Raw genomic sequence first — 14,198 nt, 5'->3', positions numbered from 1 at the left:
TTAAAGGGTTAAATGGCTGAAGTTCTGCGGACGGCTCGCGCACGGGTCTGGATGACCTTGCGGCCGCCGTACTGGCCACCATCGTCGAAGTCCTGGTACCAGGCGTAGTCGGGCGAGTACTGCGTGCTGGTCCAGTGCCAGGCCTTCTCGAACAGCTCCGATACGTTGGCGTAGCACAGCGCAGCCTCGCGGCGGGCGGGCAGATACCAGTCGCCGTGGCCGTCGATCTCCAGCCCCGCCGCCCACTCTGCGGCCGGGTGGTCACGCCCGGAGCCGGCCAGCGCCTGCGTGTTGGCCAGGCCGTCCCATTCGCTCTTGGCGGCCGGCTCGTCCTGCTCGTAGCCGCCCCAGGCGATTTCCTTGGCGAAGCCTTCATCGCCCCTGGCCACGATCAGGTGATAGTCGGGGCCTCCGTTCTCTCCGCGCATCAGACCGGCATAGACGCCGCCCTGGCCCGGCCAGTATTCGCCGATGCGCGGGGTTTTCTGTACGGCTGGAATGGGGACCTTGGCCTGCACGAAGCTGTCGATCAGGATGCGCGTCGCCTCCTCGGCCGGGACGGTCAGGGTGGCTTTGCCCAGGGGCAGAGAGATGGTTGCTTGCTGCATGGTTGCCTCCGTGAGGTGTTAATGGCCGAGCGCTGCGCGCCCGGCTAAATGGATGAATGGATTAATTGCTGACGGGAATCTTGCGGACGGCTCGCGCACGGCCCTGGCCGTCCTTGTGGCAGTCGCCCTGGAGGCCACCGACGAAGCCCTGGAACCAGGCGTAGTAGGGCGAGTACTGCGTGCTGCTCCAGTGCCAGCAGGCCTCGAAGGCTTCCGGCTGCCCTTGTTGGAATGCCTCTACGGCGGTCTGTGCCGGGCTCTGTTCGGTGTAGGGGTAGCCCGGCGGGATGCTGGAGGCGTTGTCGCCGTCGCGGAACGAGCAGTAGTTCTCGTCGTCGGTCGGCTTCAGGTTGCGGTACGGGATTTCCAACTCGTCGCGGCTGGGCAGGTACCAGTCGGTGTAGCCGCCGATGTTCAGGCCAAGCGCCCACTTGGCCAGATCGCTGCCGGCCGCGGCCATCGCTTGAGTGTTGGCGAGCCCGTCGAAGCAGCTGCGCGCCCCTTCGATGTCTGCGCCGTACTCGCCCCACTTGCCGGTGGTCTCGCCGTCGGCCTTGGGTGCGACGATCAGCGCGAATTCCTGGGCGCCGATGCGGAAGCGGCCGGCGTAGAACCCGCCTTCGAAGGCGGTGCCAATGACGGTCGGGGTGGTTACTTTCATGTCCATGCTATGTACTCCTGAGTTTGAAGGTGCTTGCGGCTCTGCCGCCTTGGGTGTTCGTTGTCAAAATGGTTAAGCGTGCGGGAGGGCTAAGTCACACCTGACTCCGCTCCCATTGCTTGCGTGCGTCTTCGCGGGTTTCGTCGATCCACTTCGCCAGATCGTCGACGTGGACGAGGCGCGGGGCTTTTTGGCTGTCGGCCAGGCGCATGGTCGGGAACGGGAGCGTTCCGGCGGCGGCGCGTTCTTTGGCCAGTCTGGCGCTGATGCCCAGGAAGTCGGCGGCGGCCGACTCGAGCGGGATCAGCGGCTTTTCGTACTGGGCCATGAGCAGGAAGGCGGTGCGGCTCATACCTCGCCCTCCACTGGGTCGCGCATGCCGGCCATGACCAGCGCCTGGTGGCGGGGATGGCCTTCGTCGAGCAGATCGCGGTAACGGTTGTAGTCGCTGCGGCCGTTGTTGTAGCCGTGCATGTAGTACGGCTGGTCGCGGTGCTCTTCGGCGGGTTGCTGGCCGGCGTAGGCGTGCTGGTGGCCGAGGTCGTAGAAGTCGGTCACGCCGCCACTCCGCTCTGTTCGTTTCCGGTGCGCGGTTCGCGGCGCAGGGCCAGTTCGAAGCCAGCGAGGGCGACCAGGTAGCACAGGGCCGTGATCTGGAAGCCGATCAGCCAGAGGCCGCTGATCAGGGCGGTTTCGGATGCGATGTGGTAGAGCCAGTAGCCGGCCGGGCGGCTGGTGGCCGTGGCCATGGTTTTGTCGCCACCGATGGCGACCACAGCGTGGCCGAGGATGACGAGCCAGACGAGCCCGCCGAGCACGGCTTCGGCCAACGTGTTGCCGGTGGCGGCGGTGAGGATCATCGCGGCGACAGCGAGGTCGAGCGTGATGTTGGAGAGCCAGTAGGTTGTCTTGGTCATGGCGGTGGTCCTTACAGATTGAGCGGCGATGGGTTGTTCTCTCGGCCAAGCGTGGCTAGGCGCAAGGCGTCGGAGCGGTTTTTGGCCTCCCGGATGGCGTTCAGTTGGTGGGAAAGCCAAGGCGGTGCCGCCGGTCGCGACCTGAACATTTGATGAACAGCAGAGAGCATGGCTGCCATGCCAATTTCCATGCCCTTCACGGCAGCAGTCACCCTGGCTCGGCGTTCGGCACCTGGTCTTTCCATCTCGCGCAGCAGCACCGCCAGCACGTGGGCCTCGTATTCGGCGTCGTCGATAGCGACGTGCTTGGTGAGGTGCTCCGGCCACTCCGGCAGCTTGAGGTCCGGGTTGAGCTGGGTCACGTCGCCCTTGAGGGAGCGCAGGCAGCGGTTCTGCCAGTACGGCCAGCGCAGGCCGTGTTGCTGGAAGGCGTGCTGCAGGATGGCGTTGTCGAAGTCGCTGCCGTTGCCCCGGATGGGGTACGGGTGGAGCTTCAGCCAGGCGGACAGCGATTGCATGGCCAGCCAGATCGGCAGGCGGTGGCCGTCATCCTCGAAGGCCTGAATGAAAGCCTCATCGGATTGATTCAGCCACCAGTCGACGGTGTCCTGGCTGACGGTACGGCCCGGCTGACGGTGGCCGGTGTCCCACTGCAAGCGGCGATACCAGCGCGAGAGCACGGTCAGGCCGGTGTCGGTGATCTCGACCGCGATCAGGCCGGCGGTCAGGATGACGGCGGATGGCAGGGTATCCATCGTTTCGAGATCAGCGATGATGTGGCGGGTGGGTTTCATTCTTCGACCCTCTTCCAAAAGCTGTGCGGGGAGACGTAGTCGTCCGTCAGGTAGTATTCCTTGGCGACATCGCCGTCGATGAGCCGTGCCCGGGCGCCGCCCGGCTGGGAAATGGCGTGGCTGATGGCGCGCAGAATGGCCTCTGCCTGTTCTTCGCTGATGCCTTCGATGGGTTCGGGCGTTTCCTGGTGGTGGCCGCACTCCCAATCGAAAAATTCAAGTTTCATGGTTGTCTCCGGTGGTGAGAACTTCCCGAAGCCGCCGCGGCGCAGCGGCTTGAGGAAGCCGGCCCGATTGGGCCGGTGCTGGGTCAGTGCGCTGCGAGGCAGGCGTCTACCGCCTCACGGATGGCGAAGGTCACGGCCCGGCCGCGCGGGTGGCGGGCGAAGTGATCCATGTTGAGCACGCGGGTGGCGGGCACCTTGCCGCGGCTCGGGGTGGTCTTGACGACGATGCGGATGGCTTCGCGTGTGAATTGGGTCGAGCGTGTCGTGTTGTCGTCCAGCTCGTGAAGCACCGAGTCGGCACCGTGGTGCTGCATGGCGATCTGTGCCGCTACCTGGGCGGCGCTGGATTTGCCGCTGCCCTTGGCTCCGATAATCAACAGGGTTTTCATGCCAGCACCTCGCTCAGTCCGTGCAGCAGGCCGATGACGGCGGCGCCGCCGGTGACGAAGCCCGCGCCGATGACGAGGCTGCGCAGGTAGTCGGAGGCGATTTCTTTCCACATGGGTCGGGGTCCTTTCAGGCTTGGGGGGTTTCGGTGTCGACGGTGATGGCGATGGCGTCGACGGTGATCTCTTCCAGCGTCCGCGTTGCCTCGTACAGGCGCACCGCGCCGAGCGGGTTGCTGTGGTCCCACCATTCTTCGGCGATGGCCAGTTCCTGGCCGTTGCCGAGGTTGATGCGGTCCTCGGCAGCGTCGCCGGCCTCTTTGAAGTAGGCCGCCAGGCAGACCGGGATTTGCTTCCGCGCCTTGGCTTCGAGCTGGGCCAGATTTCGCTTGGCTTCGCTCAGCTCGGTCAGCAGGTCGGCGATGTCCGCGATGGCGCGGTATGCCGGGTGCTGGCGGATGGTGTTGATATCGGGGGCGTTCATTGCTGTGCTTCTCTCTGTTCGCGTCGGAATTCAATCTCGCGGCGGGCTTGGGTGCGGCGGCGGTCGGCGGGGGTGATCGCCCGTCTCAGTTGCCCCGCCAGTTCCTTGCTGCGCTGGATGGCGCGCCGCTCGAGGTAATCGGGTTGTGGGTGGAAAGCCATGTCAGCCCCGCTTGATGGCGCGAAAGACGGGCTGGCCGTTGATGAAATCGGGCGACTTGATAATCCAGCCGTCGGCTTTGAGCTGGCGGGCGTAGTCATCGGTCAGAACGAGGATGGACATGGACATGGCTGGCTCTCTTTAAACACGTTTTGTGTGATTGCATTGAACACTAATTGTGTACATCAAGTCAACACTTATTGTGTTTGCACTGTGTTTTCCCCTGTCGCGTTCAGGCGACAGTTCTCAGCGGCCGTGGTTAAATATCATTGTCATAACAGGGGGTTAGGTCATGAGAAAGGTTTTGCTGCTGTGTACCGCATTGGGATTGACGGGGTGTAGAGAGGATGTGCCGCCAGAAATTAGGGCGGCGGTGCAGTGGCAGCCATCGGGCCCGACGCTCCAGGTCAAAGCCCCAGACATCGAGGCTGCTTTGCAGGCCGGAGTCGTCACAGCCAAGTCGGGCTTGCTGACGGATGGAACTCCGCGCCGCCTGCTTTCGTTCAAGGCAGATGTAAGCATTGATATGATCGGGGCGCCGAGTAACCTATCCGAAGTCCAGATCGTCAGTAGTTATGCCAATGCAGAGCAAACAACCATGCTGTTGCGCATCGGCGCGGTCGTGTCGACTCTTGCTGTTGCCTGCCCCGAGATGGAGGCGGGAGGGACGCGTCCGAGCGTGTGGTTCAAGAATGTGATTGATGAGGCGGTTAATGAAGGGAAAAAGAAAAAGCCGCCAAAAGAAATGGTGATGTACTCCGAGCACGGCGATAAGCGCGTGCGGTTTGAGGCATGGCTTGGGTCTAAGACGATGATGATCATTATTGAGCCCAAGGCCAGACCCGCACCAAAGGCATGAATTAGTAAGACTCGGCTTCCTGGTTCAGTCCTCCCCAGGTGGCACGGTGTAGTTGTTCCGGGTCAAAGGTTGGATCGCTCAGGTCTGCCGGAAACAGAGCGGCAAGCTCTTGGGCCATGCCTGGCGACAGGGGCTTTCTCCCGGCCCCTGCCGCGATGCGCAATGCCGTGGCCTTGACGCTGGCTCGGCGATTCTGGGGTATGGCTTTCAGGTTGGCGAGCAGCTGCTCAAAACCAGATATCTCACGATACCAGCCGACGCGATGTACCTTGGCCCAGGCTTGAAGTTCGTCATCGCTGTAGGGGGTCATGTCGGAATGCTGGCGCATGTAGGCGATAGTTTTCGCCAGGTCTTTTTTCCCCGTGCTCCGATAGAGTCGAGTAACAAAGATGAGTGCTTCGGCGGCCGGCAGCTCGTCGCCAAGGCGCTGTGAGACATCGCTATCGATCGCTTTGGCGATCAATTCCATTTCTTCCGGCATGCCCGCCTTCTCTCAGTCCTTGCCTGATCGTTTGGCCATCTGCTCCATCTTGGCCAAGAGAGCTTCCTCTCTCGCGTCCAGCTTGGCATCAATCGCCTCAACGATGCGCCGGATATCAGTGCTTTCTTGCGGGTAGGCCCTTCCGAGTTTGTCTGGGGTTTTGTTTTCTAGCGCGTCTAATTGCAGGTTGAGACGCTCGATCCTGCTCATGAGCTTGATGATCGTCTCGAATTGATGGTCGGTGCCGCTGCGGAATGACTCTTCCAACCGGGCGACGATTTCGGCGTTCATTGACTTGCTGGTGGTCTCCGCTGATTCCGTGAGGTGCGCGTGAAGCTCTTTGGGAATGCGGAGCGTGATTCGTATGTAGCGGTCATCTTCCATGCCTACATTACACCATTTTAGTGTCAAAAAGTCTTGACACGAAAATGGTGTCATAACATACTGCTGGCATGACACGGATATAGTGTCACCCACTCAGGAGATGCGCATGGCAACGGGAAAAGGCGTCGAAGTCTACCGTTCTCAGTACCGGCTTCCCACGCCGATGGCCGACTGGCTCAAGGCGCAGGCCGCCGCCCACTATCGCAGTGTTAACGCCGAGCTTGTAGAGATTATCCGGGAGGCGATGGAGAGAAGTCGCTCAAGTGGTGCGCAACACCCTTGAAATGGAAACGCCCTGGCAGCGGCAACTGCCAAGGCGTGGAAAACGAAACACCAATCACAAAAAGGAGTTCCGCGTGAATTGTAGCATGCTTGCTTTTCAAGATACTCAGTTCGAGGTGGTCGATCGTGACGGCCGTCCTTGGCTCAAAGCGGCTGACATTGCTCGCGCTCTCGGGTACTCGCGAGCTGATAAGGTCACCCAGATTTATGACCGAAACCAAGAGGAGTTTACCGATACGATGACCTTGATCCTCAATTTGAGGGTCAAGGGCTTCGGTGGTGGTGAATCTGATAAGCCTGTGCGCATCTTCTCGCTGCGCGGCGCCCACCTGCTGGCCATGCTCTCCCGCACCCGGGTGGCCAAGGCCTTCCGCCGCTGGGTGCTCGATGTGCTGGACCGCGAGGTGGCGACGCATGAGAGTCGGCCTGCGGTTCGCCAGGTGGTGACGTACCGTACGCCGCCGGGTGACCTAGCGGTCGATGCAGAGGCGCTGGAGGATCTCCGGCTTCACCTGCGCAAGATCCGCGAAAGCGCGCTGGTGGTCGTCGATGCGCTCGGGCCTCTGGCCGGGCGTGGTGGCGAGGTCGCAACCTTGCACAGCTATGTGCGTGAACTACCGCTGGTATGGGGCGCGTTGCAGCCTAGCGGGTTGTTGATGTCTCAGCCGGTGGTAGCCGATGAGCCGTGGCCGCCGGAGGATGTGGACGATGACGCCATCCCGCTGTCGCGGGCCATGGTGAGGCGGTAAAGAGAAAGGGGCCGGTTGGCCCCTTTACTATTGCCCTCGCGAGCGCTTAACCGCCGCGCCACACGACGCGGCCGAAAACCCTCACCAGCTCGGCCTGCTCTGGCGTCACCGGCTTGTCCGGATGCTTGGTGCTGTTGTCAGAATGGAGCAACAGCCCGCCCCCGGGTGTCTTGTATAGCCGCTTGATGTACCACTCATCGTCGTAGCACACCGCATAGACCTCGCCGTCGACGACCTTGGTGTCCTCGATGTCGATCATGACCGTGTCACCGTCCTGCAGGTAGGGCTCCATGCTGTCGCCGCGGACGTACATGGCCTTGAGATTGCGTGGGTCCAGCCGGCGCGCCTGGATGAAGCGAGTGCGAAAGGCGAGCGGGTCTTTCTCATGCACCACCCAGGCGATAGAGCCGCAGCCGGCCGATAGCTTGAGATCGTAACGGTCGACCATGACATAGCTATCTTTGTCCAGATCGGCTTCATCTGCCCATGCGGTGACACGGCCGATGTCGGTCGGCTCGGTCTCGCTGCCGAATAGCAATTCTCTTGCCGTAATGCCTAGCGCCTTGGCAATGGTGTCGATGTCGAGGAGCGAGGGCTCCCGCGTTCCTTGCTCATAGTTGCCAATGCGGCTTTGCGTTTCCCACCCGCACCGCTTGGCCAGATCGCGCTGGCTCCACCCTTTTTCGGCACGTAGCCCTGCGATGCGCTTTCCGATCTTGATCATGTGCTTCCCCGTAGCTGTGTAATTTTCGGCGAGATTAACACTGAATGTGTTAAATCAAGCGACACTTTTTGTGTTTTGTGGCTTGCAAACTAAACACGCAATGTGTTTTACTTGTGCGCATGAAAAACACCCTGATTCGTCAACTCATCAAGGAATGTGGCGGCGCCAAGCGAGTCGCTGAGGAGCTTGGCATTACGGATCGCGCAGTAAACAACTGGATTTACCGGCAGCAGATTCCTGCTGAGTACTGCCCTACTCTCGAGCGCCTGACCAGCGGCAAGTACCGCTGCGAGCAGATGCGCCCCGATGTGGAGTGGTCCGTGCTGCGTGGCGCCTCCCCGATTTCCTCCTCCGCCGGCACTTCAACCCCTTGAGGCCGGTGGTTTGCCTGGCTCGGTGAGCCGGGCGCTTTTTTTTCTTACCCCCAGCTTAGTGGCCGGGGGTGCGGCGGTAAACCGCCGATTACCTACAGTTTTGCCGTGAGGTGTGAGATGAGCCTGAATGACGCGATCCGCAGCGATGTCGAGCAGTGGCCCGGTACGCAAGAGAGCCTGAGCCGCGATGTGTGCGGCAGTGCTCAAGGGCTGCGTCACAAGCTGGCAGGTTACAAGGGCTCCACGCTGCGGCCGGAAGAGCTGGTGATGATCCAGCTCATGACCGGCGGCAGGCACTTCGTCACGGCCATGGCGCGCGAGCTGGGTGGGGTCTACTTGCAGTTGCCGCCGCTGGGTGACGAGCTGGATAACGGCGATCTGCTGGCCGAGTGCCAGGAGATCACGGCGCGCCTGTCGGAGCTCTTTGCCGAGCTGGCCAAGTCGATTGCCAACGATGGCGTGATCGATGCCGGTGAGCGTGGCCGCTGCGATGCCAGGGCGCATGCGTTGCGCGAGCAGGTGGTGCGCTACCTGGCGCTGTCGTACCGGGTGTACGGCGACGAACTGGCGAAAGGTTGACCGATGACGCCGCGCCGGCCCTTCCATCTGAAACGGTTGAAGGTGCAGGCGTGGCAGTTGCGAAAGTTGCCGCCCGATCAGCGGCAGCAGGCAGGTAAGGCCCTGCTGAGAGAGATCAAGAATTACCTGGATAAGCTCGATGGTACAGACCTACCGAGATCCGACGTTTGATGAAGTGGCGCACCGCGAGGCGGTGGCCCAGCGTGATGCAGCCAGGTTGGCCGAACAGTCCGAGCGCGACAGCGCCTGGAAGAACAGCCCTGAGTATCGGCGCATGCGTCGCAGCAAGATCAAGCGTCTGACGGCCAAGGCGCTGTCGGGGGCGTTCCGCCGGTGACGTGGTGCACGGCGGGGCTGGCCGGTCAGGTGTTCGACGGGCCGGCGTGTTATGTCGAGGCGTGGGATGTGGCGTTTCAGCGGGAAGTGCGGCGTATCGCCGGGATGGAGACGCTGAGAGATCGCCGGGCCGCGCTCAAGCGGATTGAAGAGTCGGGCGGGAAAGCCGCCCGGAAGCGAATGGAAGCCGCGCTGGCGCGGCAGTGGAACCAGAGGATGAAGCGATGACGACAGCCGAATTGTTGACCCTGCAGTACGCCTTCTGCACCGGCGATGCCAACCCGTTTCGGGCTGATGCTCATGACCGGCGTTTCGCCGTGGTGGAGGCAGAGAAGAAATCGCCCCATCCGTATGGGCCGAAAAAGGCGGCGTGGTACCGCCTGTGTATACCGGTTACAGCTCCTCATCGCTGATCAGCATTTCCAGCGTGGTGGCGTACCAGCGCTCCAGATTGCCCAGCACCTCGTCCGGCAGGCCGGATTCAGCGTTGAGCGTGGCCATGGTGCGCAGCGCCTCTTCCTTGAAGTGGTTGGCGATGTTCACGCGCTTGCCGCTGGTGGCAATGACGGACAGTAGCAGGGTTTGCAGGCCCATCACGTTGCCGGTCAGTTGATTCAAGCGCGATTCGAGTTCTTTGTTGTCCATGGCATGACTCCTGAGTGATGCCCGAAGTGTAAAGCAGAAAAACAGTGGAGGCTAAATGGCGGCGACGCTTGAAGGGGTTCTCAATCAGTTCCGCGACCGGGACATGCCGGACATCGGCATCACCGAGCTGCGGGCCGATGGGAAAAAGCATCCGTATGGCCCCAAGAAGAAAGCCTGGTATCGCCTGTTCGAGTACGTCTCTCCGAAGACGGGCACGGTATGGGTCAGCGGTGTGTTCGGCCACAAGGACGAGCACTGGAAAGTCGAGCGGGAGGAACTCGCCAACACCATGACGCCCGAGGAGCGTGAGGCGGCGCGGGCGGAATGGGCGCGGCAGCAGCGTGAGCAGGAGGCGCGGCAGGCTCGGACCTATGCAATGGCGGCCAACCGGGCGAAAGACCAGTGGAGCAAGGCGGTGCGCTCGGGGGAGTCGCCCTACCTGGCGCGCAAGCAGGTTGCCAAGCCCGAATCGGTCAGGTTTATGGCAGAGCCGGGTTGGGAAAACTGGCTGATCATTCCGCTGATCCGCTACGACGAGGGCCGGATGGTGGGCGTACAGAAGATCGCGCCGGCCAAGCTGGACGACGGCAGCGACAAGCGGTTCAACAAGGGTTTCGAGAAGCCGGGTTCCGCCTGTCGCCTTGGCGACGAGCCGATGGATGGCGACCTGATCCTGTTGGCCGAAGGCTACGCCACCGCGGCCTCCGGGCGCGAGGGGGTGGGCTACGAGCACCCGGTCTATATGGCGCTGGATAGCGGCAACCTGCTGCCGGTGGCGCGCATCCTGCGGGCGAAGTATCCCAGCAGCCCGATGCTGTTCCTGGCCGACGACGATTACATGCCGACCAGGAAGGGCGACGAGAATCACGCCGGCGAGAAGAAAGCCCGCCAGGTGGTGCAGGAGGTCGGCAATGCGGCCTTGGTTCTGCCCCGCTTCACCGTGGCTCGCCGCGCCATCGATGTCGACGAGTCGCTGCCGAAGCTGACCGACTTCAACGATCTGCATTGCGCCGAGGGTATCGACGCCGTGCGCGAGCAGATCAGGGCCGCCATCAGTGCCCTGCTCTCTCCCGCGCCCACTCAGGGTGACGATGTGGCCGCCGCGCCGGACGGGGCGACAGCCACGCACACAGGGGGTGCGGGGGTGGATGCCGACAAGGAAAAGCTGGGCGCCATGATGGCCGAACAGTTGTTCCGCCACTTCGCACTGGTGGAAGGCAAGACGCGAGTCATCGACAAGCGTTTCGGCACGGAATACACGCTGCCGTCGCTGCGGGCGAAATTCGGCAAGAAAGCTGTGGATGCCTGGCTGGAGAATCCCGACAAGCTGTTGATCACTCAGGCCGAGGTGTCGGCGGCGAAGAAAGCTCGCGAGGAGGCGGAAAAGAAAGACGACACCCAGTTTCTGGAAATGATGAAGCGCTATGTGTACCTGGACGGAAGCACTACGATCTGGGACGCGCAGCTGCAAGAGATGATTCCGCAAGGGGCGGCCAAGCTGGCGATGGGCAGCCATTTCGACGTGTGGGTCGACTCGCCGGAACGCAAGGTCGTGCCGTTGAGTAATGTGCGCTTTGCCCCAGGCGCAGAGCTGCCGGCAGATAAGTACATCAACCTGTTCTCCGGCATGGAGATGAAGCCTTGGTTTCCGGCGCCGCAGGAAACATTGCCGCGCAAGCTGTGGGAGCTGGTGCCGCTGTTCAAGCCATGCGAGAACATCATTGCCCTGGCGTACCATCTGTGCGATGCGAGAAACGATGTGTTCGAGTGGCTGCTGAACTGGATTGCTTATCCGCTGCAGCACGTCGGCGCCAAGATGGATACGGCCGTGCTGGTGCACGGCTCGGTGCACGGCTCGGGTAAGTCGATGTTCTTCGAGCGGTGCGTGAAACCCTTGTACGGTCGCTATTCGATCACGCTCGGGCAGGATCAGCTCGAGTCGCAGTACACCGGAAGCCGGTCGGCCAGGCTGTTTTTGCTGTTCGAGGAGGTGATTTCGAGCAAGCAGCGATACAGCCAGACGGGCAAGGTCAAGCATATGATCACCGGGTTGACGCAAGTCATCGAAAAGAAGTTCATGAACGCCTGGGAGGAAGCGAACTGCGCCAACTGCGTTTTCTTGTCCAACGCGATCCAGCCTATCCATGTCGAAGCCTATGACCGGCGCTTTCAGGTGATCTGGCCGATCGAAACGGCCATGGAGGAGATTTACAGCGCGGTCGACCGTGAGATTTCGGAGGGCGGGCTCGAGGCGTTCCTCGGGCTGCTGAAAGCGCTGCCGCTCACATTGACCGAGGGGCTGGCTGAGCCGGTGAAGTTCGACCCGCACACCAAGCCGCTGATGACCGAGGAAAAGAAACGGCTGATCCGCTACGGCTTGTCGGGCTGGGAGCTGTTCGTGTTTGTGTGGGAGGCTGGCGAGATCGGCGGTATTCCGTTTGTTTCGTGCCTGACGGAAGACCTGTACGCGGTTTACCGCAAGTGGTGCGATGAATATGGCGAGACGTCGACCATCTCGTTCAATAAGTTCTCTCTCAATGTGAGCGTCTACGACATGCGCAAGCTGACCAAGAAAGTGGCGTGGTGGCGGTGGTCTGGCATGCCCAAGCCGGCGCAGAATACGGTGTTCAAGGTGGGGCGCGAGGATTCGGGGGTTGCCGAACAAGACTATTTGGGCAAACATATCAGTCTGTTCAAGCAGGCGGCGCGTGAGTACGGCGTGACGCTCCGGGGAGACCTCTGATTGTGAAGGGTGTTGAGGCTCTGTTAATACCGTGTGAGGGGTGCGAAACCCAATAACGACGGGCGTTTGTGAAGGATGTTAAGGGTTTATCGAGGCTACGCGTGTGTGCGTGGCCTTTATTTTTTCCCGGTCCCTTTTCAGTTGAATGTTAGGCGGTGTGTTTATTTGCGCCACGCGCAGGAGGAAAAACCTCTTCACATGCTTAACATCCTTCACAAAAGCCCGTCGTTATTAGGTTTATACCCTTCACAGGGTATTCACATTTTCAGGTTTGGCCTTCACATCTATTTTTTCATCATGGCTTGAGCGGTTTGGCTGGTGAGGTAAAATACTGATTCATAAAACAAAGCTCGGCATGACTGGGCTAGGAGGCCTCCAAGGGGATTCACGGAGGCGAAGCTGTGATTAAAGAGATCGACGAGTTGTTGGGCCAGTGGTCGTATTGGTTGGCACGCAGTGAGGACGGCGGCACGGGTTGGCGGGGTTCGTCCCTGAATAGGGCGATGGCTGCCGCCTGCTGCGAGTATCCCGAGGCGGCGCAGCATGCGCAGATTGCCGAGGCGGATTTGATGTCGGTGGAGCGTGCGGTGCGCCGGGAGATTTCGCCCCGGTCGCGGCGGGTGGTCGATACGGTGTACAGGGGGCGCGGCACGTACGCCCAGAAGGCGCAGGACGTGGGCTGCTCGAAGTCGTCGCTGAGCGCCTGGGTACACAATGCCCATGTCGAGATTGCCGCCGCACTGGGGATGCGTAGTCTGGTTTCCCGCTCGGCCGTGATGATGAATGCCGGGAAAAATATGGCAGCGTCAAACGATATGGGGTATTGACAGCCGCCGAACTGGTCTGTAAATTTCTGGCAAAATCGCTTTAGTTGCGTCGAGAGAAAACCCGAGGTTAACCCCTCGGGTTTTTTGTTGCCCGTTCGCCTCCCCGCCCCGGTCTGACTTCGGTCGCCGGGGCGGTCCCATTTCGAGGGTCTGCCATGCGCGTTGAAATGAAAGGCATGGAAACGTTGCACCGTATCCTCGACAGGCTGGGCGAGGTGGAGCGTCGGCAATTGCCGTTTGCGACCGCCATGGGTTTGAACGCTGTGGCTGAACTGATCCGGCGCGGCGAGCGCGAGGTGATGCGTCAGCGCTTCGACCGGCCGACAAGCTATACGCTCGACAGCCTGTATGTTCGACGGGCGAGCAAGTCGAAGCTGGTCGCCGAGGTCAACATCAAAGACGAGGCCTTCAAGGCTGCGCCGGCCGCCAACTGGCTACGGTCCGAGATCGATGGCGGCGAGCGCCGGCAGAAACGCAGTGAGCGCGCACTATCGATCGTTGGGCTTGGGCGTTATTGGACGCCCGGCCCGGGCGCCCAGATGGATGGATACGGCAACGTTGGGCGTGGCTTCATCGTCAAGATGATGTCAGCGCTGAAAGCGTTCGGCGAACAGGGCTATGTGGCCAACCGATCAAAAGGGAAGCGCAGCCAGCGCAAGGCCCGCAACTTCGATATCTTCGTCGGTGCGCCGGAGGGTGAGCCGCTGGGTGTGTGGCAGCGCGTGGCCATGGGTCATGGCACTGGGTTGAAGCCGTTGATGTGGATACACAACGAGGCGCCCGCGTACCGGGTGCGCTTCCCCTTCGACAAGATCGCCGCCAACATCTACCACGCGCACGCCCCCGCCGAGTTCGAGAAGGCACTGCGCGAGGCGATGGCCACAGCCAAGCCCTGACGACGCACCAGCCCGGTGCGTGGCCGGGCGGGCCCGGCATGGCGGGTCCTTCCAGGGGCCTTCCCCGTTGCGGGTAATTCGAG

26 protein-coding genes are annotated in these 14,198 nt (G+C 61.5%); 11 read left to right on the top strand and 15 right to left on the bottom strand.

Annotation, left to right across the window (positions count from 1 at the left end; translation table 11 throughout):
- Positions 1-8 precede the first annotated feature (8 nt).
- From NH8B_RS02865 to NH8B_RS21270, 11 genes are all read right to left on the bottom strand, one after another.
- Positions 9-608: a DUF1566 domain-containing protein gene (locus NH8B_RS02865; protein WP_014085945.1), complete on the bottom strand. Its 600-nt coding sequence runs from the start codon at positions 606-608 to the stop codon at positions 9-11.
- 61 nt (positions 609-669) lie between these two features.
- Positions 670-1,275, bottom strand: coding sequence for a DUF1566 domain-containing protein (locus tag NH8B_RS02860; RefSeq protein WP_014085944.1), 606 nt, complete (start codon positions 1,273-1,275; stop codon positions 670-672).
- Positions 1,276-1,363: 88 nt separating this feature from the next.
- Positions 1,364-1,621: a pyocin activator PrtN family protein gene (locus NH8B_RS02855; protein WP_014085943.1), complete on the bottom strand. Its 258-nt coding sequence runs from the start codon at positions 1,619-1,621 to the stop codon at positions 1,364-1,366.
- Positions 1,618-1,827 (bottom strand): hypothetical protein, encoded by a 210-nt coding sequence (locus NH8B_RS02850; protein ID WP_014085942.1) that lies wholly within the window; start codon positions 1,825-1,827, stop codon positions 1,618-1,620. Before NH8B_RS02850 ends, NH8B_RS02855 begins: the two co-directional genes overlap by 4 nt.
- Positions 1,824-2,186 (bottom strand): hypothetical protein, encoded by a 363-nt coding sequence (locus NH8B_RS02845; protein ID WP_014085941.1) that lies wholly within the window; start codon positions 2,184-2,186, stop codon positions 1,824-1,826. The genes NH8B_RS02850 and NH8B_RS02845 overlap by 4 nt, the downstream gene beginning before the upstream one ends.
- A gap of 11 nt (positions 2,187-2,197) precedes the next feature.
- Positions 2,198-2,980 carry a 3'-5' exonuclease gene (locus NH8B_RS02840; RefSeq protein ID WP_014085940.1) on the bottom strand — a complete coding sequence of 261 codons (783 nt, stop codon included), beginning with the start codon at positions 2,978-2,980 and terminating at the stop codon, positions 2,198-2,200.
- Positions 2,977-3,207, bottom strand: coding sequence for a hypothetical protein (locus NH8B_RS02835; RefSeq protein WP_014085939.1), 231 nt, complete (start codon positions 3,205-3,207; stop codon positions 2,977-2,979). The genes NH8B_RS02840 and NH8B_RS02835 overlap by 4 nt, the downstream gene beginning before the upstream one ends.
- 83 nt (positions 3,208-3,290) lie before the next feature.
- Positions 3,291-3,596 carry a hypothetical protein gene (locus NH8B_RS02830; protein ID WP_014085938.1) on the bottom strand — a complete coding sequence of 102 codons (306 nt, stop codon included), beginning with the start codon at positions 3,594-3,596 and terminating at the stop codon, positions 3,291-3,293.
- Positions 3,597-3,723: 127 nt separating this feature from the next.
- Positions 3,724-4,077 carry a hypothetical protein gene (locus NH8B_RS02825; RefSeq protein WP_014085937.1) on the bottom strand — a complete coding sequence of 118 codons (354 nt, stop codon included), beginning with the start codon at positions 4,075-4,077 and terminating at the stop codon, positions 3,724-3,726.
- Entirely contained in the window at positions 4,074-4,238 is a 165-nt protein-coding gene (locus NH8B_RS21075) for a hypothetical protein (RefSeq protein WP_014085936.1), read from the bottom strand. Before NH8B_RS21075 ends, NH8B_RS02825 begins: the two co-directional genes overlap by 4 nt.
- A 1-nt stretch (position 4,239) precedes the next feature.
- Positions 4,240-4,365 (bottom strand): hypothetical protein, encoded by a 126-nt coding sequence (locus tag NH8B_RS21270; protein WP_014085935.1) that lies wholly within the window; start codon positions 4,363-4,365, stop codon positions 4,240-4,242.
- Between the two features lie 163 nt (positions 4,366-4,528).
- On the opposite strand from NH8B_RS21270, the gene NH8B_RS02820 reads away from it, so the two are divergent.
- The gene (locus NH8B_RS02820; protein ID WP_014085934.1) at positions 4,529-5,095 is read left to right on the top strand and encodes a hypothetical protein; all 567 of its coding nucleotides are present in this window, start codon (positions 4,529-4,531) and stop codon (positions 5,093-5,095) included.
- Position 5,096: 1 nt separating this feature from the next.
- Here the strand turns inward: NH8B_RS02820 and NH8B_RS02815 are convergent, their stop codons facing one another.
- Both NH8B_RS02815 and NH8B_RS20135 read right to left on the bottom strand, forming a co-directional pair.
- A complete protein-coding gene (locus tag NH8B_RS02815; protein WP_014085933.1) occupies positions 5,097-5,576 on the bottom strand; it encodes a hypothetical protein in 480 nt (159 codons plus the stop codon).
- Between the two features lie 12 nt (positions 5,577-5,588).
- Complete coding sequence (locus tag NH8B_RS20135) at positions 5,589-5,960, bottom strand: Arc family DNA-binding protein (RefSeq protein ID WP_014085932.1); 372 nt, start codon at positions 5,958-5,960, stop codon at positions 5,589-5,591.
- Between the two features lie 106 nt (positions 5,961-6,066).
- On the opposite strand from NH8B_RS20135, the gene NH8B_RS20325 reads away from it, so the two are divergent.
- Positions 6,067-6,243: an Arc family DNA-binding protein gene (locus NH8B_RS20325; protein WP_014085931.1), complete on the top strand. Its 177-nt coding sequence runs from the start codon at positions 6,067-6,069 to the stop codon at positions 6,241-6,243.
- Complete coding sequence (locus NH8B_RS20130) at positions 6,224-6,991, top strand: BRO-N domain-containing protein (protein ID WP_014085930.1); 768 nt, start codon at positions 6,224-6,226, stop codon at positions 6,989-6,991. Before NH8B_RS20325 ends, NH8B_RS20130 begins: the two co-directional genes overlap by 20 nt.
- Positions 6,992-7,037: 46 nt before the next feature.
- On the opposite strand, the gene NH8B_RS02800 is transcribed toward NH8B_RS20130, so the two are convergent.
- Complete coding sequence (locus NH8B_RS02800; protein ID WP_014085929.1) at positions 7,038-7,715, bottom strand: XRE family transcriptional regulator; 678 nt, start codon at positions 7,713-7,715, stop codon at positions 7,038-7,040.
- Positions 7,716-7,834: 119 nt separating this feature from the next.
- Between NH8B_RS02800 and NH8B_RS02795 the strand changes: the two genes are divergently transcribed.
- The 5 genes from NH8B_RS02795 (at position 7,835) to NH8B_RS20695 (ending at position 9,417) form a co-directional block, all read left to right on the top strand.
- Complete coding sequence (locus NH8B_RS02795; protein ID WP_041702803.1) at positions 7,835-8,089, top strand: helix-turn-helix domain-containing protein; 255 nt, start codon at positions 7,835-7,837, stop codon at positions 8,087-8,089.
- A 117-nt stretch (positions 8,090-8,206) separates the two neighbouring features.
- On the top strand, positions 8,207-8,668 hold the full coding sequence (locus tag NH8B_RS02790) for a phage regulatory CII family protein (protein WP_014085927.1): 462 nt from the start codon (positions 8,207-8,209) through the stop codon (positions 8,666-8,668).
- 139 nt (positions 8,669-8,807) lie between these two features.
- Positions 8,808-9,005: a hypothetical protein gene (locus NH8B_RS02785; protein ID WP_014085926.1), complete on the top strand. Its 198-nt coding sequence runs from the start codon at positions 8,808-8,810 to the stop codon at positions 9,003-9,005.
- Complete coding sequence (locus tag NH8B_RS02780; protein ID WP_014085925.1) at positions 9,002-9,232, top strand: DUF7696 family protein; 231 nt, start codon at positions 9,002-9,004, stop codon at positions 9,230-9,232. Before NH8B_RS02785 ends, NH8B_RS02780 begins: the two co-directional genes overlap by 4 nt.
- On the top strand, positions 9,229-9,417 hold the full coding sequence (locus NH8B_RS20695; protein WP_148282931.1) for a hypothetical protein: 189 nt from the start codon (positions 9,229-9,231) through the stop codon (positions 9,415-9,417). The genes NH8B_RS02780 and NH8B_RS20695 overlap by 4 nt, the downstream gene beginning before the upstream one ends.
- On the opposite strand, the gene NH8B_RS02775 is transcribed toward NH8B_RS20695, so the two are convergent.
- Positions 9,398-9,649: a hypothetical protein gene (locus NH8B_RS02775; protein ID WP_014085924.1), complete on the bottom strand. Its 252-nt coding sequence runs from the start codon at positions 9,647-9,649 to the stop codon at positions 9,398-9,400. The two genes, NH8B_RS20695 and NH8B_RS02775, sit on opposite strands and share 20 nt — an antisense overlap.
- Positions 9,650-9,704: 55 nt before the next feature.
- Between NH8B_RS02775 and NH8B_RS20125 the strand changes: the two genes are divergently transcribed.
- The 3 genes from NH8B_RS20125 (at position 9,705) to NH8B_RS02760 (ending at position 14,115) form a co-directional block, all read left to right on the top strand.
- A complete protein-coding gene (locus tag NH8B_RS20125) occupies positions 9,705-12,392 on the top strand; it encodes a DUF5906 domain-containing protein (protein ID WP_014085923.1) in 2,688 nt (895 codons plus the stop codon).
- Positions 12,393-12,793: 401 nt separating this feature from the next.
- Positions 12,794-13,219, top strand: coding sequence for a hypothetical protein (locus NH8B_RS02765; protein WP_014085922.1), 426 nt, complete (start codon positions 12,794-12,796; stop codon positions 13,217-13,219).
- Positions 13,220-13,374: 155 nt separating this feature from the next.
- Positions 13,375-14,115 (top strand): hypothetical protein, encoded by a 741-nt coding sequence (locus tag NH8B_RS02760; protein ID WP_014085921.1) that lies wholly within the window; start codon positions 13,375-13,377, stop codon positions 14,113-14,115.
- The last annotated feature ends 83 nt before the right edge of the window (positions 14,116-14,198 follow it).

This window comes from Pseudogulbenkiania sp. NH8B, from assembly GCF_000283535.1.
GTDB classification, from domain to species: Bacteria; Pseudomonadota; Gammaproteobacteria; order Burkholderiales; family Chromobacteriaceae; genus Pseudogulbenkiania; species Pseudogulbenkiania ferrooxidans.
This window is presented reverse-complemented; position numbering and strand designations above follow the sequence as displayed.